Here is a 24166-nt window from a genome sequence, read left to right as displayed (position 1 = left end):
GTCGTGAGCGGGTGACCGAGGACAGCCGTACGGCGACGAGCATCGCGAGCGACCTGACCCAGCTGACCGATGCCGACCTGGCGGCGATCGACGCTTGGTGGCGGGCGAACAACTACCTCACCGTCGGTCAGATCTACCTGCAGGCGAACCCGTTGCTTCGGGAACCCTTGCGGCCTGAGCACGTCAAGCCGCGGCTGCTCGGGCACTGGGGCACCAGCCCCGGCCTGTCGCTGCTCTTCGCCCACGCGTCACGGCTGATCAGGCTCACCGGTCAGGAGATGATCTACCTCGCGGGTCCCGGTCACGGGGGTCCCGCGCTGGTCGCGGCGGGCTACCTGGAGGGCGCCTACACCGAGACCTATCCCGAGGTGACCCAGGACGAGGAGGGGATGCGGCGGCTGTTCCGCCAATTCAGCGCGCCCGGCGGGATCCCGAGCCACGTCTCGGTCACGACGCCCGGCTCCATCCACGAGGGCGGCGAGCTCGGCTACGTCCTGGTGCATGCCTTCGGCGCCGTCATGGACAACCCCGACCTCATCGCCCTCGCGGTCGTGGGCGACGGCGAGGCGGAGACCGGTCCGCTCGAGGGTTCGTGGAAGGGCATCTCCTTCCTCAACCCCGCCCGCGACGGAGCGGTGCTCCCCGTCCTGCACCTCAACGGCGCCAAGATCGCCGGGCCGACGGTGCTGGCGCGCAAGGACCCGGCGGAGGTGCGCCGCCTCTTCGAGGGCCACGGCTACGAGGTGATCGAGGTGTCCGGGGAAGACCTTCCCGGCATGCACCACCGGGTGGCCGAGGCGCTGGCGACGGCGTACCTGCGGATCAAGGAGATCCAGGAAGCCGCCCGCACCGGCGGCTGGGACGGTCGCCGGCCGCGCTGGCCGATGGTGGTCCTGCGCAGCCCCAAGGGGTGGACCGGCCCCGACGTCGTGGACGGCACCCAGGTCGCCGGCACCTGGCGAGCTCACCAGGTGCCTCTCTCCGGCGTGCGGGACAACCTCGAGCACCTGGCGATGCTCGAGGACTGGATGCGGTCGTACCGTCCGGAGGAGCTGTTCGGCAACGACGGTGCGCCCGCTGCACCGGTCCTGGCGGCCAACCCGGACGGGCCGCTCCGGATGAGTGCCCATCCGGCGGCGAACGCCGGCAGCGGCAAGGACGAGCTGGTCGTCCCGGACTTCCGGGACTTCGCCCTCGACGTCGCCGCGCCGGGCACGTCCCGAGCTGAGTCGACCCGGCAGCTGGGAGCGATGCTGGCCGAGACCTACCGCCGCAACCCGCACGACTTCCGTCTCTTCTGTCCCGACGAGACCAACTCCAATCGGCTGGGTGCGGTCTTCGACGTGTCCGACCGAGCGTTCGCCGAATCGGTCACTGCTGCCGACGTGTCCCTGTCGCGTGACGGTCGGGTGATGGAGGTGCTGAGCGAGCACAACTGCCACGGGTGGCTGGAGGGCTACACGCTCACCGGACGCCACGGCCTCTTCGCGACGTACGAGGCGTTCGCCATGGTCAGTGCCGCGCAGACGATCCAGCACAGCAAGTGGCTCGAGGAGTCGTCGGCACTCAGCTGGCGCAAGCCGCCGCCGAGCCTCAACATCCTTCTGACGTCGACGGCCTGGCGCAACGACCACAACGGGTTCTCCCACCAGGGGCCCGGACTGATCCAGAACGTGATCGCGCAGCGCGGGTCGGTCTCGCGGGTCTACCTGCCGCCGGACGCCAACTGCCTGCTGTCCGTCGCGGACCACGCCCTGCGGTCGCGTGGCTACGTGAACCTGGTCGTCATCGACAAGCAGCCGCAGCTCCAGTGGCTGAGCATCGACGACGCGGTCGAGCACTGTGCCCGGGGCGGCGGCGTCTGGTCGTGGGCCGGGTCCGACGACGACACGGTCGATCCCGACGTGGTGCTCGCCTGCGCCGGCGACGTCGTGACGATGGAGACGGTCGCCGCGGCCGCGATCCTCAAGGAGCGGCTGCCCCGGCTCCGGGTCCGCGTCGTCAACGTGGTGGACCTGATGGCACTGCCGCGTCCGGTCGACCACCCGCACGGGATGGCGGACACCTTGTTCCGGGAGCTCTTCACCGACCACGTCGACGTCGTCTTCGCGTTCCACGGTTATCCCGGGGCGGTGCACCAGCTCGTGCACGGGCGGCCCGACGCCGACCGGTTCCACGTGCGGGGCTTCATCGAGGAGGGTACGACGACGACGCCGTTCGACATGACCGTGCGCAACAGGACGTCGCGCTACCACCTGGTCATGGACGCAATCAACAACGCGGGGCGCACGCCCAGCGGCGCGACCGAGCTCAAGCGCTGGTGCGAGGAGCAGCTCCGGCTCCACCACGAGCACGTGATCGCGCACCTCGAGGACATGCCGGCGGTCCGGGACTGGTCACTGCCCGTTCCGGGGCCCGGGGAAGGCTGACGCCGCCTGCCGGGCGACCTCGGCGCCCTCGTCGGTCGGGACGACCAGAACGGTCGGACGGTCGCCGCGACCGATCCGGACCGGACCGTCCGGGCCGGTGGCCGACCGGTTGGCGTCCCGGTCCAGCTCGAGCCCGAGATGTGACAACGGTTCGATCACCTCCGCACGCAGCGCCGGGTCGTGCTCGCCGACCCCGGCGGTGAAGACCACCGCACGGAGGTCCGGCAGCAGTCCGACGTAGGACGCGACGATCCCGCGCAACCGGTGCGTATAGACAGCGAGCGCGAACGAGGCGTCGGCATCGCCGGCGTCCGCGCGCTCCCTGACCTGCTTCATGTCCGAGTCGCCACACAGGCCGAGGACCCCGCTCCGGTGCTGGAGGATGTCCTCGATCTCCTCCAGCGACAGGTCGGTCTGCCGGGCGAGGTGGAAGACGAGGCCGGGGTCGATGCTGCCGCTGCGGGTGCCCATCACGGCTCCCTCCATCGGGGTGAAGCCCATCGAGGTGTCGATGCTGCGTCCACCGCGGACGGCCGTGACCGACACCCCGTTGCCGATGTGGCAGATGACGAGGTCCGCCTCCTCGGCCGGGAGGCCGAGAGCCTCGGCGGACCGACGTGCGACGTACGCGTGGCTGATGCCGTGAAAACCCCACTTGCGGAGCTGGTGGCGACGGGCGAGGTCGACGGGAACGGCGTACGTGCTGGCCACCTCGTCGATCGTTTGGTGGAAGGCGGTGTCGAAGACAGCGATCTGCGGCAGCTCCGGCCACTCGGCCCGGACCGCACGGATGCCGGCGAGCGCGGCGGGGTTGTGCAGCGGCGCCAGCGCCGAAGCGTCGACGATCGCGCCCTCGCTGTCCTCGTCGATCAGCGCCGGGGCCGTCAGCGTTCCGCCGTGCACGACGCGGTGAGCCACGGCGACCAGCGAGTCGAGTCCCGGATCGCGCCGCAGGTCGTCGAGCGCGGAGCCGAGGGCCGCCTCGTGATCCGGGACCCGGTCGGTGCCCACGCCCTCGACGGCGCCGTGCGCGACCCGCGTGGGGTCGCCGTTCGCGGGCCAGGGCGCGAACACGTCGTACTTGAGGCTGGACGAGCCGGCGTTGAGGACGAGCAGCTGGCTCATGAGCGTGTCCGCCCCTCCGTCGGGTTCTCGGCGACCATGACCACACTACGGGCGGACGACCGAGGTGCCGGGGGATCAGACCGCCGAGGAAGTCCCCCGTGACGACGTCCCGGCGTCCTCGCCGACCACGAGCACGTCCGCGACCGGTCGCCGCGGGGTCCGCGGCAGCTCGCTCCGGCCGATGGCCTGCCAGCCGATCCTCAGCAGGATGTGGGGGACCACGTTCGGTTCCTCCAGCGCAGCGGTCAGCTCACCGCGGACCGAGGGCACCTCGACCGGCAGGCTGAGCGGTACGACGGAGAGGCCGTCCCTGGTGGCGCGCAACCACAGGGAGCTGAGGGCCTCTCCCGTGCGGAGCCAACCAGCCCGGTCGTCGTCGCGCCCACCCAGCACGATCATGCCGTCGGTGCTCTCGACGACGGCACGCTCCTCGGTCAGCGTCCCGGGGCCGAAACGGGTCGGAGCCGGCCCCACCTGGTCGGGGAGGACGCTCGACGGGATGCCGTCGGTCGGACGACCTGGACCCACCCAGGACGCCTGTTCCTCGAGCGCGGCCCGATTGAGGGACCGCAGGTGGTGGGCGCGCCGGGAGAGCAGCTCGAGCTCGATCCGTTGCCCGGGTTCGGTGACGGCGACCGCGAGCGCGCCCCGCCGCCGGGCGGCGGCGACGAGAACTTCGCGGGCAAGAGCGTGCACCGGCCACGAGGTGAAGCGCCGCCGGTCGGTGCAGCGTTGGCGGAGCAGCGCGATGTCCTCGGCGGCTGTCGGTGAGGGGAGGCCGTGGCGGAGGTCGACCACGGCAATGAGATCGCTCCGTGGACCGTCCGGGAAGCGGGTGATGTCAGCGGTCAGCCCTAGGGCACGCGCCGCGAACCGGAGGTGGTCGAGCGCGGCCCCGCAGCTGATGACCAGGTTCCGCCCCGACGGGTCCTCGTGGACGAGCTGTCGGCTTCGGTCGGCGTGCAGGAACAACCGGTCGCCGACCGCGTGCCAGCGCCACGGCTGTGTGTTGTGCACGCTCGGCGCGAGACAGGCGAGCTCGACCAACCGCTCGACCAGCAGCATCGTGTGTTCCCCTTGTCCTTCGCTGTCGATCCATCGTCGCCGCTCGGGGCAGCGAGCAGCAGGGACCAAAGTCCCGACCGGCAGGGCACGGCTACCCGTCCCGTCGCGAGACCCGCTGGCCGAGAGTGCGCCGGGTCGTCAGTGGCCGAGCGGCGACTCGTGGTCGTGACGGTGCCGCTCCCGGTCGAGGTCGAAGACCCGGTCGACGAGGTCGAGCCCGGCGGTGCCGTGGGTGATCCAGAGGACCGATCGGTCGCGGGTGGCCCCGAGGACCTCCCGGGCCAGCTCGGTCGCCGTCGCGTGGTCCAGGTGGGCGGCCGGCTCGTCGAGCACGAGCACCGGCTGGTCCGCCAGCAACGACCGGGCGATCCCGATCCGGGCGCGCTCGCCTCCGGACACCGCGGCGTGCCCGTCGCCGAGCCAGGTGTCCAGTCCCTGCGGCAGTGAGTCGAGCCACTCGCCGAGACGGGCACGGCGCAGCGCTGCCTCCACCTCGGCGTCCGTCGCGGACGGCCGCGCCAGCCGGACGTTCTCCGCCAGGCTCGTGGCGAACACGTGGGGATGGTCGTCGACCAGCCCGGTGAGTCGGCGGACGTCGTCGAGGGTCAGGTCGGGCAAGGACCGGCCGCCGAGCCGCACCTCCCCGCCGACGGGGTCGAGGAAGCGCATCAGCAAGGCGGCGAGGGTCGACTTGCCGGACCCCGAGGCGCCCACGACCGCCACCCGGTCGCCAGGGGACAGCCGGAGGTCGACTGCGGAGGTGATCCGTCCGCCGCGCTCCCACTGGCCGCGGGCTCCCTCGACGTCGACGTTCGTGCCGTCCGGGCGCCCCAGCGGAGCGGTGTCCCGCACGGCCGGTGAGGTCCGGGCGAGGATCCGCAGACGTGCGTCCGCGGCCCGGGTGCGCGCGGAGAGCGTCCCGGCATCGGCCATCGGCGCGACGACGTCGGCGAGTGCGAGAGGCAGCAGGACCAGCAGCGCCATCATCGGACCGGACAGGGTGCCCGCGGAGACCGCAGCCGCCGTCACCGCAGCAGTGGCTGCCACGCTGACGCCGCACGCCGCGAGCACGAGGGCCCGACCCGCAGCAGCCCAGGCGGCGGCCGCGGTGCCGGCGGCGGCCATCCGGGCGCTGGCGCCGGAGACCTTGCCCGCGGCCCGGTCACCCGCCTGCCACATCCGGAGGTCGTCGGCGACCTGGATCGACTCGACCACCGCGGTGGACAGGTCCGCCCGCAGGGTGACGAGCCGGCGCTCGGCCGCGCGTGCGCCCCGCCGGGCGAGGAGGAAGGCCCCGGGGCCGGTGGTGAGCAGGAAGGCGAGGACCACCAGCCCGGCCGTCGGCAGCAGGAAGGACGCCACGACCACGGCGAGCAGGCCGACGAGTACCAGCTGCCGCACGGGCATCCGCACCCGCAGCTCCCGGTCGACCAGCCCGTCCACGTCGTCGACGATCGTGCTCAGCAGGTCACCACGGCGCCGACCCAGCCGCCCGGGGACCAGTGGCACGAGCGCGTCGTACACCTCGACCCGGCGGCGGGCCAGCAGCCGTAGCGCGGCGTCGTGGGCACGCAACCGCTCGACGTAGCGCAGCACGGGTCGCGCCAGCCCGAAGGTGCGGACGCCGACGATCGCGACCAGGAGCGTGAGGACCGCCGGCCGGGTCGACGCCTGCACGATCAACCACCCGGCGGTCGCGGTCAGCGCCACGCCGGACGCCGAAGCGAGCGCGCCCAGTGCGGTCGCGACGAGGAGCGGTCGACGTCCAGGCTCCTCCACGTCCGCAGCAGGTGCCGAGGCGGGAAGAGGTACGACGGGCGCCGGCTCGTTCTCGAGCGGCCACCCCGCGGCGGGACCGGTCGGCCGGGTCAGCGCGATCTGGTGGTCGGCGAGGTGGAGCAGGGCCGGCTTGTGGGCGACGACGACCACGGCCGACCGGCGCGCGAGCTGGGCCACGGTGTCCACGATCACCTGCTCGGTGAGCTCGTCGAGGTGTGCGGTCGGCTCGTCGAGCAGCACCCACGGCCGCTCGGCGAGGACCACCCGCGCCAGGGCGAGCCGGGCCCGCTCGCCGGCCGACAACGTCGCGCCGTCCTCACCGAGCGGCGTGTCGAGACCGTGGGGGAGCGCCTCCACCCGGACCTCGAGCGCCACCTGACGCAGCGCGCTCCAGAGCGCGCGGTCGGGGGCGTCGGGACGGGCGAGTCGCAGGTTGTCGGCGATCGTGCCGGCGACGAACTGCGGCTGCTGCGGCAGCCAGGCGACCTGGGCCTGCCAGGGTGGGCCACCGACGGTCACCCCGGCGGCGGTCACCTCCCCGTCGGCGGGGAGCAGGCCGGCGAGCACGGCGAGCAGCGTCGACTTCCCGCACCCCGACGGTCCCGAGACCGCAGTGACCCCGCGCGACGGGATCCGCGCCGCCGGCAGGACCAGCGCCGGTGCTGTGCGTCCGGGGTAGGTGGCGCGGAGCCCGCGGAGCTCCAGGTCTGCGTCCGGCGCTGCGGCCGCACCGACAGACGCGCCCTGGGGGTGGTCGGCGAGGACGCCGTCGGCGGCCTCGAACGCGGCGGCTCCCTCCGCCGCGGCGTGGAACTCGGCTCCGACCCGTCGCAGCGGCCAGTAGGCCTCGGGCGCCAGCAGCAGCACGACCAGAGCGGTGCGCAGGTCCATGCTGCCGGAGGCGAGGCGGACGCCGACCGTCACCGCGATGAGTGCCACGGACAGGGTCGCGACGAGCTCGAGGACCGCGGACGACGCGAACGCCAGCCGGAGGGTGCGCAGCGTCGCCCTCCGGTAGCGGTCGGTGATCTCGGCGATCCGCCCGGACTGGACCCGCGCGCGGCGGTGGGCGACGAGCGTCGGCAGGCCGCGCACGACGTCGACGAAGTGCCCCGACATTGCCGAGAGCGCGCGCCACTGCTCCTCGGCCCGGTCGCGGGTGGCGAGCCCGACGAGCGCGCCGAAGACCGGCACGAGCGGCAGGGTCGCCAGCACGATCACGGCGCTGAGGACGTCCTGGGTCGCGATCGCGACGACGGTGAGGGGCGGCAGCACGGCCGCGAGCACCAGCGCCGGGAGGTATCGGGTCAGGTAGGGCTCGGTCGCGGCGGCCCCCCGGGTGAGGAGGACCGCGCGTTCCCCACTGGCGTCGGCGCCGCCGGACCCGTCGATCGTGGCCCGTAGCAGCCGGTACCGGAGGATCGTGCTGACGATCCCCGCCGCCCTGGCAGCCAGCACGTCGCCGGCCGCGCCGACGAGCCCGCGAGCAGCCAGCAGTCCGGCGGTCACGAGGCCCCAGCGGAGGACGTCGCCTCCGTCGAGGGCCGCCACCACCAGCGCCGCGACCGACCAGGCCTGGCCGATGACGAGAAGCCCGGTGACGACACCGAGCCCACCCACGGCGCCGAGCTGACGGCCTGCGGGCCGGAGCTGGGCCCGCACGCGGGGGTCCGACGGCCTCATCGGGCCGCCGGTGCCGGGTCGGTCGCGGGTGCCGTCGGGATGTGGTGCGCGGCGATCCGCTTGCGGAAGACCCAGTAGGTCCAGCCCTGGTAGATGAGCACGATCGGCGTGAAGCACACGGCGACGACCGTCATGATCTTCAACGTGTACGACGTCGCCGCCGCGTTCGTGGTGGTGAGCCCGGCGCCGTCGGCCAGCGTCGTCGGCATCACGTCGGGGAACAGCGCGAGGAACAACCCGGCGACGGCGAGCGCGATCGCCACGAACGTGCCGAGGAAGGCCCACCCCTCTCGCCGCCTGATCGTGGCGACGAGGGCGGCGCCCAGCGCTGCTGCTGCTGCCAGGAACGCGACACCAGATCCCATGGTCCCGGTCTCGGCCTGGGTCCACACCAGGAACACCGCAGCCGCACCGACCGCCGCGGCGGTCAAGGTCGAGGCGAGGGTTCCGGCCCGGTGTCGGATCGGTCCGTCGGTCTTCAGGGCGAGGAACACCGCACCGTGCGAGAGGAACAGGAGCAGCGTGGTGAGGCCCCCGACGAGCGCGTAGGGGTTGAGCAGGGTGAAGAACCCGCCGACGTACTCGTGGTCGGCGTCGATCGGCACCCCCCGCAGGATGTTGGCGAAGGCGACGCCCCACAGCAGCGCCGGGACGAAGGAGCCGACGACGATCGCGATGTCCCAGTTGCGCCGCCACTTCGCGTCGTCGCGCTTCGCTCGGTACTCGAAGGCGAGCCCCCGCACGATCAGCGCCACCAGGATGAGCAGCAGCGGCAGGTAGAAGCCGCTGAAGAGCGTCGCGTACCACTCCGGGAAGGCGGCGAACGTGGCGCCGCCCGCGACCAGCAGCCACACCTCGTTGCCGTCCCAGACGGGGCCGATGGTGTTGATCATGACCCGACGGTCGGTGTCGTCCTTCGCGAGGAAGGGCAGCAGCATGCCGACTCCGAAGTCGAAGCCCTCGAGGCAGAAGTAGCCGATCCAGAGGACGGCGATCAGGATGAACCAGATGGTGGTGAGCTCCATGTGTCTTCCTCGGTCAGTAGGCGAAGGCCAGCGGACGGTCGTCGCCGTCGGTCGCGGTCGGGTCTGGGTCCGGGAGCGGGTCGGCCCCGCGTCGGGCGTACTCGAGGAGCAGCCGGACCTCGACGACGGCGAGCACGCCGTACACCCCGGTCAGGACGATCAGTGAGGTGAGCACCTCGGCGGTGGTGGTGCCGGGTGAGACCGCCTGGTCCGTGGTCATCAGCCCGAACACTGCCCACGGCTGCCGGCCGACCTCGGTGAAGATCCAGCCGAACGCGTTCGCGGCGAGGGGCAGCAGCGGGAGGGTGACTGCCGACCACAGCAGCACGCGCCCGCGTGGCACCCGATCCCTCCTGGTCGCCCACAGGATCCATCCGGCGATGGCAGCGGCCGCGAAGCCGAGCCCGATCATGAACCGGAACGACCAGTAGGTCAGTGGGACCACCGGCGTGTAGTCGCCCGGCGAGTAGTACTTCTCACCAGGGTCCTGGCCGTAGGTCTCGATGTACTTCTCACGGAGCGGGTTGATGCCCTCGACCTTGCCGTCGGTGGTGCCCGTCGCCAGGAACGACAGCAGTCCGGGGACCTTGACGGCGAACTTCTCCTCCTTGCCGTCAGGCGTGCCGATGGTCAGCAGCGAGAAGTCGGCAGGGGCCTCGTCCTCGTAGAGGCCCTCGGCCGCAGCCATCTTCATCGGCTGGACCTCGGTCATGATCTTGCCCTGGACGTCACCGCTGACGGCGACGCCGATGCCGCTGGCGAGCACGATCGCCGCGCCGGTGCGGACCGCCTTGCGGTAGAGCGCCCGGTCGTCGTCGGTGCGCGCCTTGCGGACCAGCTGCCAGACGGCCACGCCCACGACGAAGGCGGCTCCGGTGAGGTACGCCGAGAAGATGACGTGCGGGAACGTCACCAGCTGCACCTTGTTCAGCAGGACCGCTGCGAAGTCGTTCATCTCCGCCCGGCCGGTGTCGGGGTTGTAGGCGAACCCGACCGGGTGCTGCATCCAGGAGTTGGCGGCCAGGATGAAGTACGCCGAGAAGAGCGTCCCGACGTGCACCAGCGCGATGCAGGCGGCGTGCAGCTTCTCCGGCAACCGGTCCCAGCCGAAGATCCACAAGCCGAGGAAGGTCGACTCGAGGAAGAACGCGAGCAGTCCCTCGACCGCCAGCGGAGCGCCGAAGACGTCGCCGACGAACCGGGAGTAGTCGCTCCAGTTCATGCCGAACTGGAACTCCTGGACGATGCCGGTCACCACGCCGATCGCGAAGTTGATGAGGAAGAGCTTCCCGAAGAACTTCGTGAGCCGGAGCCACTGCGGGTTGCGCGTCCGGAGCCAGGTGATCTCGTAGCCGGCGATGATGGCGGACAGGCCGATCGTGATCGGCACGAAGAGGAAGTGGTAGACGGTCGTGATGGCGAACTGCCACCGCGCGATGTCGGTCGGATCCACGAAAGTGCTCCTGGCGTGCGTGTCGGAAGAGACGACCTCACGCTAGGAATGGAGAAACCTCGGGAGCACGGCACGATGGCCCAGGTGCCCGGGACCTTGGTCCCAGGAGTCCCTGAGCCCGCGGTCAGGGCCGGGCCGTCCGTGCCAGCCTCCGCCGGAGAACACTGGTAACCGAATGACCAGGCGGATGGGTCAATTCGAGCTATTCCGCCGGAGGGCACCCACCCCGTAGGTTCCCGCGGTGACCACCATGGCGCGCCCGGACGAGGCGCTCACCCGCGTCGAGGCGCGCGTGCTCGAGGCGATCGACGAGCAGGCGCTCGTCGATGAGCTGGTCGCGCTCATCCGGGTCCCGAGCGTGACGGGCACCGACGCGGAGTCCGACCTCCAGCAGCGCCACGCGCGGGAGCTCGCCGACCTCGGGTTCGCCGTCGATCACTGGCAGCTCGACCTCGACCGGCTCGCCGACCACCCCGACCACCCGGGGACCGAGGCGCCCCGCACCGAGGGGTACGGCGTCGTCGGGGTGCTCGGCGACGGCACGCCCGCCCTCGTGCTGCAGGGGCACGTCGACGTCGTACCGACCGGGGACCTGGAGCAGTGGCCCGACCGCGACCCGTTCGGCGGCGCCGTGCGCGGCAACGCCGTGCACGGTCGCGGCGCCTGCGACATGAAGGCGGGGGTGGCCACCAATCTCGCCGTGGCCCGCGCCCTCGTCGCCTCCGGGGTGCGGCTCGAACGCGCCTTCGCGGTGCACGCCGTGATCAGCGAGGAGGACGGCGGGCTCGGTGCTTTCGCGACGATGCTGCGCGGCCACACCGGCGAGGCGGCGGTGATCACCGAGCCCACCAGCGGCAACGTGGTCGTCGCGAACGCCGGCGCACTCACCTTCGAGCTCCGGGTCCGCGGCCGCGCGACGCACGGCAGCTCCAAGCACGTCGGCGTCAGCGCGTTCGACGCGTTCCTGCCGGTGTACGCCGCGATCGGCAAGCTCGAGGCGCGGCGCAACCGGTGGCCGGACCCGCTCTTCGACGGCAACCCGCTGCCCTACCCGATCTCGATCGGCACCGTGCGCACGGGCGACTGGGCCTCCAGCGTGCCCGACCTGCTCGTCGCCGAGGGCCGCCTCGGCGTGCAGATCGACGAGACGCCCGAGGCCGCCCGCGCCGAGCTCGAGGCGGAGGTCGCCGCGGTGTGCGCGACCGACCCGTGGCTGCGCGACCACCCCGTCGAGGTCGCCTGGACCGGCGGTCAGTTCGGCCCCGGTCGGATCGCGACCAGCGACCCGCTCGTCGACCAGGTGGCCGAGGCGATCCGGTCCGTCGAGGGCCGCGACACCGCGCTGGCCGCGGCGCCGTACGGCAGCGACTTGCGGCTGTACGCCGGCATCGGCCGCATCCCGACCCTGCACTACGGCCCGGGGGACGTGCGGTTCGCCCACGGGCCGCGGGAGCAGGTCGACATCGACGAGATGGTCCGCTGCACCCGCTCGCTCGCCGTGCTGGCCGCACGCCGCTGCGGCGCCCACTTCTGAGCCTCTCCGGTTCCGGTCGCTCCTTGCCCGGATGGGCCGCCCCTGCCCGGGTATCCGCCCGGTCTGGGTAACGAGCCGATCGAGGGAGCGAAGATGGCGGACGCCGGCAGGACCGCACGAGTAGTGAAGAACGCAGTGCGCAGCGCTGTGACGCAGGCCGCCGAGGTGGCTTTGGAGAAGGTCGCCGGGCTCGACACCCCACGGGCGCCGGGGGTGCCGGCAGCGAAGCCGCCGAAGGTGGCCGAGCCGACCAAGCCGATCGAGCCGCTGCCGCCGAAGCCGGACCAGACCGGCCCGGACCGTCGTACGCCGACGGGCGCGGAGACCCTGGTGACGCGCGACCAGGTCGCGCAGCAGGGCAAGTTCCTCACGACCTCCACCGGTGCGCGGCTCCGCGACACCGACCACTCGCTCAAGGCCGGCGACCGCGGTCCGACGTTGCTGCAGGACCACCACCTCCGCGAGAAGATCACCCACTTCGACCACGAGCGGATCCCGGAGCGGGTCGTGCACGCGCGCGGGTCGGGCGCGCACGGCGTCTTCGTCGGCTACGGCAACGCCAAGCCGATCTGCCGGGCCGGGTTCCTCGCCCGCGGCAAGGAGACGCCCGTCTTCGTGCGGTTCTCGACCGTGCTGGGGTCGCGCGGGTCCGCCGACACCGTGCGCGACACCCGCGGCTTCGCCACGAAGTTCTACACCGACGAGGGCAACTTCGACCTGGTGGCCAACAACATCCCGGTGTTCTTCGTCCAGGACGGCATCAAGTTCCCCGACATCGTCCACGCCGGCAAGCCGCACCCGGACCGGGAGATCCCGCAGGCCCAGAGCGCGCACGACACGTTCTGGGACTTCGTGTCCCTCCACACCGAGGCCCAGCACCACACGATGTGGAACATGTCCGACCGGGGGATCCCGCGGTCCTACCGGACGATGGAGGGTTTCGGGGTCCACACCTTCCGGACGGTCAACCAGCAGGGCGAGACCGCGCTGGTGAAGTTCCACTGGAAGCCCAAGCTCGGCGTCCACTCCCTCACCTGGGAGGAGGCGCAGCTGATCGGCGGCATCGACCCCGACTTCCACCGCCGCGACCTCGCCGACGCCATCGAGTCCGGCGCCTACCCGCAGTGGGAGCTGGGCGTGCAGGTCTTCGAGGACACCGCGGACGAGACGTTCCAGGGCATCGACCTGCTCGACCCGACCAAGATCGTCCCGGAGGAGCTGGCCCCGGTGCAGCCGATCGGGCTGCTGACGCTGACCGGCAACACGACGAACTTCTTCGCCGAGACCGAGCAGATCGCGTTCCACGTCGGCAACCTGGTGCCGGGCATCGACGTCACCAACGACCCGCTGCTGCAGACCCGGCTGTTCTCGTACGTCGACACGCAGCTCACCCGGCTGGCGGGACCGAACTTCAACCAGATCCCGATCAACCGGCCCCACGCGCCGGTCAACGACATGTTCCGCGACGGCTTCCACCAGCACGCGGTGCACGCCGGCGTCGCGCCGTACAAGCCGAACTCGCTCGACGGCGGCTGCCCCTTCCACGCCTCGGGCCCGCGCGACGGCGCCTTCGTCGACGTGCCGGTGCGGGTCGCGGAGTCGGTCAAGGAGCGGGACGTGCCGGTGTCGTTCGCCGACCACTTCAGCCAGGTCCGCCTGTTCTGGCTGAGCATGACGCCGGTGGAGAAGCAGCACATCATCAACGCCTACACGTTCGAGCTGTCGCGCTGCTACGAGCAGGCGATCCGGGAGCGGCAGCTCCTGGCGCTCGCACGGATCGACCCCGAGCTGTGCGCCGAGGTCGCCACCGGGCTCGGGCTGCCGGCCCCGACAGCCGAGGAGGCGCTGCCGGTCGTCGAGGCCAGCCCGGCGCTCTCGCAGCTCGGCCAGGAGTGGCCGACCGACGGGCGGATCATCGGCATCGTCGTGGCCGACGACGGCGACCTGGACGGCGTGGACGACCTGGTCGACGCGATCACCGACCACGACATGGTGGCGTTCGTGATCGGGCCGCACGGCGGCAAGCTGTCGAACGGCACGGTCGTGCAGCGCACCTTCGCCGCGGGTCGCTCGGTCGAGCTGGACGCCGTGCTCGTGGCCGGCTGCCCGGCGCCGGCGCCCGACGCGTTCCCGGTGCGCGACGCGAAGGCGGACGAGCCACTCGCACCGCTCGACCCGCGGGTCCGGTTGATGCTCGAGGAGTGCTATCGGCACGCCAAGGCCATCGGCGCCTGGGGCAGCGGGATCGAGGCACTCGCCGCCGCCGGCGTGCCGGTCGACGTGACCGGGGTCGTCACCGGGACCAAGGGCAGCGACGTGCTCGCGGAGGTCGAGGTGCTGCTGCGCAGCCACCGGGTCTGGGAGCGGACGGTCGTCGGCTGAGCCGGGGCCGCCGGTTCAGTGCTGGCCGGAGATGAGGTTCGCGACGCGGGCGAGGGGTGAGGTCGTCGTACGCCCCTTGCCCTCGGCGCGGTCGGCGGCCCGGTAGGCGCCGTAGATCCCCTGCACCGCGAGCCAGCGCAGGGGCTCGACCTCCCACCGGCGGGCGCGGTGGCCGACCCAGGGCAGCCGGGTGATCTCGGTGTCACGGCCGAGCACGAGGTCGGCCAGGGTGCGCCCGGCGAGGTTGGTGGCGGTGACCCCGGTGCCGACGTAGCCGCCGGCATGGCCGAGGCCGGTGGCGCGGTCGAGGGTGACGGTGGACGACCAGTCGCGGGGAACGCCGAGGACGCCCGACCACGCGTGGGTGATCGGAACGTCGGCGAGAGCCGGGAAGAACGCGCGAAGCAGCCGGGTGAGGCTCTCGATCGTGCGGTCCTGGGTGCGACCGTCGGCGTCCACCCGGGACCCGTAGCGGTAGGGCACGCCGCGACCGCCGAACGCGATCCGGTCGTCGGCGGTGCGCTGGGCGTACATGTAGACGTGCGCCAGGTCGCCGAGCGTCTCGCGGCCCTGCCAGCCGAGGCGCTCCCAGAGCTCGGCCGGGATGGGCGCGGTCGCGACCATCGAGGAGTTCATCGGCAGCCAGGTGCGGTGCTCGCTCCGGATGCGGGCGGTGAAGCCCTCGGTCGCGCGGAGGACGTGGTCGGCACGCACCACGCCGCGCGCGGTGCGCGCCCGTCCGGGACCGATCTCCTCGACCGGGGTGTCCTCGTGGACGACGACGCCCAGCCGCTCGGCCGCTGCCGCGAGCCCGACCACGAGCTTGGCCGGGTGGATCCGCGCGCAGTGGGGGTGCCACGAGCCGCCGAGGGCGCCGGCGATGTCGACGCGCGCGGCGGTCTCCGCCGCGTCGAGGAGCTGGAGGTCCGTTGCCGGCCACTCCGCCTCGGCGGCGACCGAGGCCCGCAGCCGGGCCAGCTGGGGCTCGCTCCGCGCCACGTCGAGCTCGCCGCCCTTGACGATGTCGGCGTCGATGCCCTCGTCCCGGGTGACGGCGATGACCTCGTCGACGGTGGCGTTCAGCGCGCGCTGCTGGGCGATCGCCGCGTTGCGGCCATGGCTGCGCGCGTAGCGCTCCCGCCCGCCGGTGACCGAGTTCGTCAGCCAGCCGCCGTTGCGCCCCGAGGCCCCGAACCCGACGAACCGGCCCTCCAGCACGACGATCCGGAGGTCGGGCTGGGCCCGTTTGAGGTAGTAGGCCGTCCAGAGGCCGGTGAAGCCGCCGCCGACGATGCACACGTCGGCCGCAGTGGACCCCGGCAGCGGCGGACGGGTGACGCCCGGTGACCCCAGCTGCTGCCACCACAGGGAGACCCCGCCGTTGACGACGTCGCTCATCCCGGGCCCGCCCGCATGCCGCCCAAGCCTGTCCGGTGGCCCGCGGTCAGGCAAGGGCGGCGCGCGCTCAGCGGGCGATGCGGACCACCGTGCGACCGATGGAGCGGCGGTGCTGGTGGTCGGCGAGGGCGGCGGGCGCCTCCTCGAGCGACACGACGCGACCGACGTGCGGCCGGACGGTGCCGGCGGCGACCCACTCCAGCAGGGCGGCGTGCACCTGGTCCCCGGTCTCGCGGAGGAAGGGATGGAGCCCGAAGCGCCGCAGCATCGGGTCGACGTGCTCGACCCAGGCCGACAGCACGCCGACGACGGAGAAGTTGCCGATGCCGACCATCCGCAGCGGGTGACCGGACATGCCGGCCTCCGGGTCGCCGGTGAAGCCGAGCGGCAGGTAGCGGCCCTCGCGTGCCGTGCACGTCCACAACCGACCGGTCAGCTCGCCGCCGACCAGGTCGGCGACCACGTCGGCGCCCGCGTCGTCGGTGGCGGTGAGCACGGCCTCGGGCAGCGAGGCGGGGTCGGGGTCGAGGACCTGCTCGGCGCCCAGCGCCCGGCACAGCTCGGCCTTCTCCGGCGAGCTCGCCGTCGCCAGCACCCGCGCGCCGGCCGCGACGCCGACCTGGACGAGCGCCGAGCCGACACCGCTCGCCCCCGACGTCACCAGCAGCGTCTCGCCCGGTTGCAGGGCCGCGCGCACGACCAGCGCGAGGTAGGCGGTGTGGAACGGCAGCAGGAAGCCGCCGGCCTCCTCGTCGCCGAGCTCGGGCGGGGCCGCGAACACCCCCGCGGCCGGAGCGAGCGCGAGCTCGGCCAGCCCGCCGAAGGCGTCCTTGCCGACGGCGACGACCCGCTGCCCGACCCACGCCTCGGCACCCTCGCCGGCCGCCTCGACCGTGCCGCACACGTCCATGCCCAGGGTGTACGGCGGCTCCTTGCCCATCGTGACCAGGCCACCCAGGCAGCGCTGGACGTCGCCGTTGTTGAGCGCACCGGTCGCGACCCGCACCAGCACCTCTCCCGGTCCGGGCGTCGGCGGCTCGACGTCGACCACCGCCAGCACGTCGAGCGGGTCGCCGTGCCGGGTCACCTGCAGTGCTCGCACCGGACCTCCTTGGATCATAGACAACAGAAGTTGATACTCTGTATCATTTTGTACCACCATGACCGAAGCCGCACCAGAGCCACGGGGACGCCGGGAGCTCAACCGGATCCGCACCCGCCAGGCCATCGCCGACGCCGCCGCGCGGCTCGTCGGCGAGCGCGGGATCGAGAGGACGACGGTCGACGACATCGCCGCCGCCGCGGGCATCGGTCGAGCGACCTTCTTCCGGCACTTCGAGTCCAAGGAGCTCGCGATCGCCGCCGGTCTCTCGGGCGCGGCGATCTTCGTGCTGGTGGGGATCCTCGAGGAGATCCCGGACGAGGTCGGCCCGCTGGACGCCGTACGACGCGCCTCCGCCCGGCTGGGTGAGGACTTCGAGGCGCAGCGCGCGATGTTCCTCGAGCAGGCGCGCCTGAGCTGGTCCTCGCCCGCGCTGATGGCGTGGACGCTCCACCTCTACGTCGACTGGGAGGTCGCCATCGCCGCCTCGGTGGCGCGCCGCTTCGACGATCTCGTGCCCGGCGACCCCCGCCCGCGCCTGGTCGGCGCGATCACGATGGCCGCGTGGCGGCTCGCCGTCGACGCGTGGCTGACCGACGACGGCGCCGGCGACCTGCCCCGGCTCATCCAGGACCACCTCGCCGCGATCGACGTACCCAGGAGGAACCCATGACCCAGCTCCGTGAGACCGCCACCCAGCGTGCCGACCGCCTCGTCGAGGCCGCCGTCGCGGCCGCGGGCGCCGACGACTTCGGCGCCGACACCTGGCGCACGGGTCTCGAGATCTACCTCGCCGACCTCGAGGAGCACGCCCAGCTCAACGAGATCGGCGTCGGCGTCGCTGAGGACGGTGTGGTCGCCGACCTGGCCAACCGGCTCCGCATCGAGGCCTGGCGCAAGGAGCACCCCGCCGTCGCCGAGCAGGAGGTCCGGCAGCCGGTCATCATCGTCGGCCAGCCTCGCACCGGCACGACGATCCTGCTCGACCTGATGGCCCAGGACCCGGCGAACCGGGCGCCGCTCAGCTGGGAGGTCGAGCGGCCGGTGCCCGCCCCGCGGACCGAGACCTACGACACCGACCCGCGGATCGAGGAGTGCCAGGCGCAGTTCGACCTCGTCGACTCCTTCATCCCGGGCTTCGCGGCGTTCCACGAGCTGGGCGCCCGGCTGGCGCAGGAGGACGTGCGGATCTTCACCGGCGACTTCAAGTCGATGCAGCACGCGCTGCAGTTCGAGGTGCCGACCTACAACCGCTGGCTGCTGCACGAGGCCGACATGGGCGAGGCCTACGCCTATCACCGCCGGTTCCTCCAGCACCTGCAGTCCGAGCACCACGGCGAGCGCTGGCTGCTGAAGTCGCCGGCGCACCTGTGGTGCCTGCCCGACCTGATGGCGACCTACCCCGACGCCATCGTCATCCAGAACCACCGCGACCCGCTCAAGGTGATCGCCTCGATCAGCGCCCTCGGCGCCAGCCTGCGGGAGATGACGACCGACCACTTCGAGGTGACCCGGCTGGCTCAGCAGTACGGCGAGGACATCGTCGTGGGTCTCGACCGCGCCCTCCAGGCCCGCGCCGACGGGGTGTTCGACACCGGACGCGTCATCGACATCCGCTACCAGGACATCCGGCACGACCTGATCGCCGCCGTCGCCCGGATCTACGACCGGCTCGGGTTCGAGCTCACCGCCGAGGCCGAGTCACGGATGCGCGCGTTCCTCGCCGCCCACCCGGGCGACCAGGCCGGCAGCCTCAAGCGCTACACGTTCGCCGACACCGGGCTCGACGAGGGCGAGCTGCGGGAACGGGTGCGGGCCTACCAGGAGTACTTCGACATCGAGTCGGAGCCGCTCGGCTGACCGCTACCGGTCGGAGTCCTGGGGGACCACGATCGGCCGGAGCCGCCACCACAGCAGGAACCCGCCGCCGACGACCAGCAGCGCCAGCCCGGCCCACAGGTTCGCGTTGACGTCGCCGCCGCCGCTCGGGGCGTCGGGCGAGGCCGGCTCGGTGCTCGCGAACAGGCCGAGCAGCAGGAGGATCACGCCGTAGATCGTCAGCAGGAAGCCGATGATGCTGCGCACGTCGAGGGCCCCGGCGGTCCGCTTCCTGCCGGTGCCGGTGTCGTCTGCGTGGCCTGCGTCCGTTGTCATTCCTGTCTCCTCAGAAGATCACGTTCAGCACGGTGACCATGACCAGGGCCAGGCCGGCGAGCGGGACGGTCCGGCGGTACCAGGGGTACGACGCCTCGTCGGGGTCGGTGCGCTGCTCCTTCGGGGTCTCGGAGTAGACCAGCCCCGCGAGCTCCTTGACCGGCTTCGGCTTCGTCACCAGCGACACCGCGATGCTGAGCGCGATGTCGACGACGAAAGCGGTCGACGCCGCGATGAACGCCGCCCCCTGGCCGCTGACGGGGATCACGCCGGTGCTGAGCGACCCGAAGCCGTCCTCGCTGAGGAAGGCGACCAGCACCGCGGACGCCGTACCCGCGACCAGGCCCATCCACCCGGCGGTCGGCGTCATCCGGCGCCAGAACATGCCGAGGATGAAGGTCGCGAAGAGCGGGGCGTTGAAGAAGCCGAACAACGTCTGCAGGTAGGTCATGACGTTGGAGAAGTTGCCGGCGATGGACGCGGTCAGGATCGCGACGCCGGTTGCCGCCACCGTCGCGATCCGTCCGACCTTCAGGTAGTAGTCGTCGTCGCGGTCCTTGACGACGTAGTCCTGCCACAGGTCGTAGCTGAAGACGGTGTTGAACGCCGACACGTTGGCCGCCATGCCGGCCATGAACGCGGCCAGCAGGCCGGTGATCGCCAGGCCCAGCAGGCCGTTGGGCAGCAGGTCGCGCATCAGGTAGAGCAGCGCGTCGTTGTAGGCGACGCCGTCGCCGGACGCGCCGCCCTTCGGTGCGCCGCCGGCCTTGAGGTCGGCCATCTCGGTCACGAGGACCGCGGCGATCATGCCGGGGATGATCGTGATGAACGGGATGAACATCTTCGGGAAGGCGCCGATCACCGGTGTCTTCCGGGCCGAGGAGATGGAGTCGGAGGCCATCGCGCGCTGCACCTCGACGAAGTTCGTCGTCCAGTAGCCGAAGGACAGCACGAAGCCGAGGCCGAAGACGATGCCGATCACCGAGAGGATCGAGGAGTCGAACCCGGAGAGCGCCTGGCCGGGCCACGACTCGAGCTGCTGCTCGGCCGGGGGCCCCGCGCCGTCGTTCGCCGCGGCGGTGATCTTGTCGGTGAGCCCGTCCCAGCCGCCGACCCGGTGGAGCCCGAGCAGGGTGAGCGGCAGCAGCGCCGCCACGATCACGAAGAACTGCAGCACCTCGTTGTAGATCGCGGCCGAGAGCCCGCCCAGCGTGATGTAGGACAGCACGACCGCGGCGGCGACGATCAGCGCGACCCACAGCGGCCAGCCGAGCAGCGCGTGGACGATCGTTCCGAGCAGGTAGAGGTTGACGCCGGCGATGAGCAGCTGCGCCAGAGCGAACGAGATCGAGTTGACCAGGTGCGCCCCCGGGCCGAACCGGCGCAGCATGAACTCCGGGACCGACCGCACCTTCGAGCCGTAGTAGAACGGCATCATCACGACGCCGAGGAACAGCATCGCCGGGATCGCGCCGACCCAGAAGTAGTGCACGGTCGGCAGCCCGAACTCGGCGCCCGAGGCCGACATCCCCATGATCTCGACGGCGCCGAGGTTGGCGGAGATGAACGCCAGGCCGGTCACCCACGCGGGAAGCGAGCGCCCCGAGAGGAAGAAGTCGACGGAGTCGGACACGTGCCGCCGGGCCATCAGGCCGATGCCGAGCACGAAGACGAAGTACGTCGCGAGGATCAGGTAGTCGACGGGATCGGCATCGATCAGCGTCGTGGCCAGCACGGTGACCTGGCCGTTCGGAGCGGTCACGTGCCTGTCAGTGCCCGCCGGTCGCCCGTTGCATACCTCCCCGGGCGCGCGGGCGGAATCTCGGTGGCGACCCGGCCGGAGGGACACCTAGCGTGCAGGGATGCCTTTGCGACTCGTGGCGGTGACGTACGACGCCCGCGACCCCGAGCAGCTGGCGGCGTTCTGGGGCGGGGTGCTCGGCCGCACCGCCAAGACCGGGCGCGGGCCGGAACGCGGCGTGCTGCTGCCGGGCGATGACCGGCAGGTAGGCCTGCGGTTCGTCGCCGGGCCGGCTGCGCCGCCCGGCGAGCGCGACCTGCACCTGCACCTCACCAGCGACGGCGCGGAAGGGCAGGACGAGGTCGTCCAGCGGGTGCTCGACCTCGGCGGCCGGCACCTCGACGTCGGGCAGCTGCCGGAGGAGCGCCACGTCGTGCTCGCCGACCCGGAGGGCAACGCGTTGTGCGTGATCCCGCCGGACAGCACGTTCCTCGCAGGCTGCGGCCCGTTGGGCGAGGTCGCCTGCGACGGCAGTCCCGAGGTCGGACGGTTCTGGAGTGCCGCGCTCGGCTGGCCGCTGGTCTGGGACCAGGACGGGGAGACCGCGATCCAGTCACCAGCGGGCGGCACCAAGCTCGCGTGGGGCGGCCCGCCGTACGAACCCAAGCGCGGGCGCAACCCGCAGCGCTTCGACCTGACGGCCGACGACCTCGACGCCGCCGTATCCGAGCTGCTCGCGCTGGGTGCGACCGAGCTCGGCAGGGCCGGCGCCGGCGAGGTGGTGAAGCTCGCCGACCCCGACGGCAACGAGCTCCGGGTGCTCCCGGCCTGATCTCCGGCGGCAGGGCCCGTGTGCGATCGCCGGCACCGGGCACCGCCCTGGTCGACACCAAGACCGAAGGAGACCGCCTGATGAAGTCCATCGCATTCCTCGTCGCCACCGAGGGCACCGAGCGGGTGGAGCTGACCGAGCCCTGGGACGCCGTCAAGGACGCCGGCCACCGCCCGGTCCTGCTGAGCACCGAGAGCGGACAGGTGCAGACCTTCGACCACCTGGACAAGGCCGACACGTTCGACGTCGACGCCGTCGTGGCCGACGCCTCGCTCGACGAGTACGACGCGCTCGTGCTGCCCGGAGGCGTCGCGAACCCCGACCAGCTGCGCACCGACGAGAAGGCGGTCGGCTTCGTCCGCGACTTCCTCGCGTCGGGCAAGCCGGTCGCCGCGATCTGCCACGCGCCGTGGACCCTCATCGAGGCCGACGTCGTCCGCGACCGCACGCTCACGTCCTGGCCGAGCCTGCGCACCGACCTGACGAACGCCGGCGCCAACTGGGTCGACGAGCGGGTCGTCGCCGACGGCAACCTCGTCACCAGCCGGAAGCCCGACGACCTGCCCGCCTTCATCGGGGCGCTGCTCGAGGCCGTCGACCACGGCCCGGACAACGCCGGAGCTGCGCAGGACGCCGTCCGGGCCTGAGCCCGACCGGTCCGCGCCACCGCGGCCCCGGGGAGCTCCTCAGCCCACGGGGTCGCGGTCGTCGTCGCGGTCGTTGTCGCGACTGTCGTCGCGGCCGTCGTCGCCGATCCTGCGCATGACCGGCGTCGCGAGCACGCCGTGCAGGACGACCGAGGCGACGACCGTGAACGCGATCGTCGACCACATCCACTCCGTGACCAGGTCGTCGGCGTGCCCGGTCGCGTAGGCCAGGTAGTAGATCGAGCCGATGCCGCGGACGCCGAAGAAGGCGATGGCGACCCGCTGGCCACCGGTGAGCCGTGACTTCGAGCCGGCCATCGCGACGATCCCGGCGATCGGGCGGATCACGAGGATCAGCCCGAGCCCGACCAGCACGCCGCGCCAGTCGAGGTGGTCGAACACCCCGCGGGTGAGCGCGACGCCGAGGGCCAGCAGCACGATCAGCGTCAGCAGCCGCTCGAGCCGCTCGGTCACCTCGTGCATCGCCTCGTGGTAGTCGTGCGACCGCTCCGCGGACCGGAACGTCATCGCGCAGGCGAAGACGGCGAGGAACCCGTAGCCGCCCAGGACCTCGGTCAGGCCGTAGGCCGTCACCAGCGCCGCCACGGCGGTGAGCGCCTCGCCGCGCTCGGCCACCCGCAACGACGGGCGCGGGGCCCGGAAAGCCACCCAGGCGAGAGCCCGGCCGACCGCGATGCCGGCCAGGATCCCAATGACGATCTTGCCGACGACGTACCAGCCCAGCCACTCACCCCACGGGAAGGCGCCGGCGCCGGCCAGGAGGATCGCCGCGTAGACGAACGGGAACGCGAGCCCGTCGTTGAGCCCGGCCTCGCTGGTCAGCGTGAACCGCACCTCGTCCGGCTCGTCGACCTCGTGGTCGCCGGTGCGGGGACCGGCCACCTGCACGTCCGAGGCGAGCACCGGGTCGGTCGGCGCCAGGACGGCTCCGACCAGCAGCGCAGCCGCCAGGCCGAGGCCGAGGGCGTGCCCGAGCACCGCGACGGCGGCGATGCACAGCGGCATCGCGATCCCGAGCATCCGCCAGGTGGGGCCCCACGTGCGCCAGGTCGCGAGGCGTCGTACCTCCAGCGGCCGGTCGAGCGCGAGCCCGACGCCCATCAGCGCCACGATCACGGTGACCTCGGTGAGGTGCTCGACGAGCAGGTGGTTCTGGATCGGGTCGAGGGGCGCTCCGTCCGGCAGCGGCGTCAGCCCGATCAGCATGCCGACCGAGACGAGCACGATCGGCGGCGAGGCCGCCGAACGCTGGAGCAGCGCCGGCAGCACCACCGCCAGCAGCAGGCCGATCCCGGCGATCAGGTAGACCAGGTCGGCCTTCATCCGGTCCTCAGTTTGGCTTGATGTCGCGGTGCGGGTCCGCGTTGGGTCCCGACTCGCCGGGCTCCTGTGCGTCGCCGCTCTCGCTGTCGGGGTAGCCGGAAGTGGCGTCGCCGTCCACGATCGGGGTGTCCGCCTCGTCGCCCTCCATCGCCGACACCTCGGAGACCTGGCCCTCCTGCTCGTCCTTCTTCTCGCTCATGTCGCTGAGGTACCCAGCGCGGAGGTGGATAGCCACGCCGCCCGGGGGTATCGCAAAGGGATGACCAAGAGCTTCAAGAAGGGCGACCGGGTGACCTGGCAGAGCCACGGAGGCACGGCGGAGGGCGAGGTCGTCCGCAAGGTCACCGAGGACACCGAGCTCGCCGGTCGCACCGTGCGGGCGAGCAAGGACGAGCCGCAGTACCTCGTGCGCAGCGACAAGAGCGGCGGCGAGGCCGTGCACAAGCCGTCCGCGCTCACGAAGAAGGGCTGAT

19 protein-coding genes are annotated in these 24166 nt (G+C 72.2%); 8 read left to right on the top strand and 11 right to left on the bottom strand.

What is annotated here, in order from left to right:
- Nucleotides 1-11 precede the first annotated feature (11 nt).
- Nucleotides 12-2429, top strand: coding sequence for a phosphoketolase family protein (locus DJ010_RS09400; protein ID WP_245927393.1), 2418 nt, complete (start codon nucleotides 12-14; stop codon nucleotides 2427-2429).
- On the opposite strand, the gene DJ010_RS09395 is transcribed toward DJ010_RS09400, so the two are convergent.
- From DJ010_RS09395 to DJ010_RS09375, 5 genes are all read right to left on the bottom strand, one after another.
- The gene (locus tag DJ010_RS09395; RefSeq protein ID WP_109693406.1) at nucleotides 2397-3554 is read right to left on the bottom strand and encodes an acetate/propionate family kinase; all 1158 of its coding nucleotides are present in this window, start codon (nucleotides 3552-3554) and stop codon (nucleotides 2397-2399) included. The two genes, DJ010_RS09400 and DJ010_RS09395, sit on opposite strands and share 33 nt — an antisense overlap.
- A 75-nt stretch (nucleotides 3555-3629) precedes the next feature.
- Entirely contained in the window at nucleotides 3630-4619 is a 990-nt protein-coding gene (locus DJ010_RS09390) for an Acg family FMN-binding oxidoreductase (RefSeq protein ID WP_109693405.1), read from the bottom strand.
- A 138-nt stretch (nucleotides 4620-4757) separates the two neighbouring features.
- A complete protein-coding gene (gene cydD, locus DJ010_RS09385) occupies nucleotides 4758-8060 on the bottom strand; it encodes a thiol reductant ABC exporter subunit CydD (RefSeq protein WP_245927392.1) in 3303 nt (1100 codons plus the stop codon).
- Between the two features lie 17 nt (nucleotides 8061-8077).
- Nucleotides 8078-9106, bottom strand: a complete 1029-nt coding sequence (gene cydB, locus DJ010_RS09380; RefSeq protein ID WP_109693403.1) for a cytochrome d ubiquinol oxidase subunit II — start codon at nucleotides 9104-9106, stop codon at nucleotides 8078-8080.
- Nucleotides 9107-9119: 13 nt separating this feature from the next.
- Nucleotides 9120-10559 (bottom strand): cytochrome ubiquinol oxidase subunit I, encoded by a 1440-nt coding sequence (locus DJ010_RS09375; RefSeq protein ID WP_109693402.1) that lies wholly within the window; start codon nucleotides 10557-10559, stop codon nucleotides 9120-9122.
- A 250-nt stretch (nucleotides 10560-10809) separates the two neighbouring features.
- Between DJ010_RS09375 and DJ010_RS09370 the strand changes: the two genes are divergently transcribed.
- Together DJ010_RS09370 and DJ010_RS09365 are read left to right on the top strand one after the other, a co-directional pair.
- A complete protein-coding gene (locus DJ010_RS09370) occupies nucleotides 10810-12093 on the top strand; it encodes an ArgE/DapE family deacylase (protein WP_109693525.1) in 1284 nt (427 codons plus the stop codon).
- A gap of 135 nt (nucleotides 12094-12228) precedes the next feature.
- Nucleotides 12229-14475, top strand: a complete 2247-nt coding sequence (locus DJ010_RS09365) for a catalase (RefSeq protein WP_281271131.1) — start codon at nucleotides 12229-12231, stop codon at nucleotides 14473-14475.
- A gap of 15 nt (nucleotides 14476-14490) precedes the next feature.
- Here the strand turns inward: DJ010_RS09365 and DJ010_RS09360 are convergent, their stop codons facing one another.
- Both DJ010_RS09360 and DJ010_RS09355 read right to left on the bottom strand, forming a co-directional pair.
- Entirely contained in the window at nucleotides 14491-15873 is a 1383-nt protein-coding gene (locus tag DJ010_RS09360; protein WP_109693400.1) for an NAD(P)/FAD-dependent oxidoreductase, read from the bottom strand.
- 67 nt (nucleotides 15874-15940) lie between these two features.
- Entirely contained in the window at nucleotides 15941-16975 is a 1035-nt protein-coding gene (locus tag DJ010_RS09355) for a quinone oxidoreductase family protein (RefSeq protein WP_109693399.1), read from the bottom strand.
- 58 nt (nucleotides 16976-17033) lie between these two features.
- Between DJ010_RS09355 and DJ010_RS09350 the strand changes: the two genes are divergently transcribed.
- On the top strand, nucleotides 17034-17648 hold the full coding sequence (locus tag DJ010_RS09350; protein ID WP_109693398.1) for an acyl-CoA-like ligand-binding transcription factor: 615 nt from the start codon (nucleotides 17034-17036) through the stop codon (nucleotides 17646-17648).
- Nucleotides 17645-18835: a sulfotransferase family protein gene (locus tag DJ010_RS09345; RefSeq protein WP_109693397.1), complete on the top strand. Its 1191-nt coding sequence runs from the start codon at nucleotides 17645-17647 to the stop codon at nucleotides 18833-18835. Before DJ010_RS09350 ends, DJ010_RS09345 begins: the two co-directional genes overlap by 4 nt.
- A 3-nt stretch (nucleotides 18836-18838) precedes the next feature.
- Here the strand turns inward: DJ010_RS09345 and DJ010_RS09340 are convergent, their stop codons facing one another.
- Together DJ010_RS09340 and DJ010_RS09335 are read right to left on the bottom strand one after the other, a co-directional pair.
- Complete coding sequence (locus DJ010_RS09340; protein ID WP_109693396.1) at nucleotides 18839-19129, bottom strand: hypothetical protein; 291 nt, start codon at nucleotides 19127-19129, stop codon at nucleotides 18839-18841.
- Nucleotides 19130-19139: 10 nt separating this feature from the next.
- Complete coding sequence (locus DJ010_RS09335; RefSeq protein WP_170124628.1) at nucleotides 19140-20864, bottom strand: sodium:solute symporter family protein; 1725 nt, start codon at nucleotides 20862-20864, stop codon at nucleotides 19140-19142.
- 127 nt (nucleotides 20865-20991) lie between these two features.
- Between DJ010_RS09335 and DJ010_RS09330 the strand changes: the two genes are divergently transcribed.
- Together DJ010_RS09330 and DJ010_RS09325 are read left to right on the top strand one after the other, a co-directional pair.
- The gene (locus DJ010_RS09330) at nucleotides 20992-21702 is read left to right on the top strand and encodes a VOC family protein (protein ID WP_109693394.1); all 711 of its coding nucleotides are present in this window, start codon (nucleotides 20992-20994) and stop codon (nucleotides 21700-21702) included.
- 80 nt (nucleotides 21703-21782) lie between these two features.
- A complete protein-coding gene (locus DJ010_RS09325) occupies nucleotides 21783-22349 on the top strand; it encodes a type 1 glutamine amidotransferase domain-containing protein (protein WP_109693524.1) in 567 nt (188 codons plus the stop codon).
- 39 nt (nucleotides 22350-22388) lie between these two features.
- On the opposite strand, the gene DJ010_RS09320 is transcribed toward DJ010_RS09325, so the two are convergent.
- Both DJ010_RS09320 and DJ010_RS09315 read right to left on the bottom strand, forming a co-directional pair.
- A complete protein-coding gene (locus DJ010_RS09320) occupies nucleotides 22389-23693 on the bottom strand; it encodes a cation:proton antiporter (protein ID WP_109693393.1) in 1305 nt (434 codons plus the stop codon).
- Nucleotides 23694-23700: 7 nt separating this feature from the next.
- Entirely contained in the window at nucleotides 23701-23892 is a 192-nt protein-coding gene (locus tag DJ010_RS09315) for a hypothetical protein (RefSeq protein ID WP_109693392.1), read from the bottom strand.
- A 60-nt stretch (nucleotides 23893-23952) separates the two neighbouring features.
- Between DJ010_RS09315 and DJ010_RS09310 the strand changes: the two genes are divergently transcribed.
- The gene (locus tag DJ010_RS09310; protein ID WP_109693391.1) at nucleotides 23953-24165 is read left to right on the top strand and encodes a hypervirulence associated TUDOR domain-containing protein; all 213 of its coding nucleotides are present in this window, start codon (nucleotides 23953-23955) and stop codon (nucleotides 24163-24165) included.
- The last annotated feature ends 1 nt before the right edge of the window (nucleotide 24166 follow it).

The organism is Nocardioides silvaticus, from assembly GCF_003160695.1.
GTDB lineage: Bacteria > Actinomycetota > Actinomycetes > Propionibacteriales > Nocardioidaceae > Nocardioides > Nocardioides silvaticus.
This window is presented reverse-complemented; position numbering and strand designations above follow the sequence as displayed.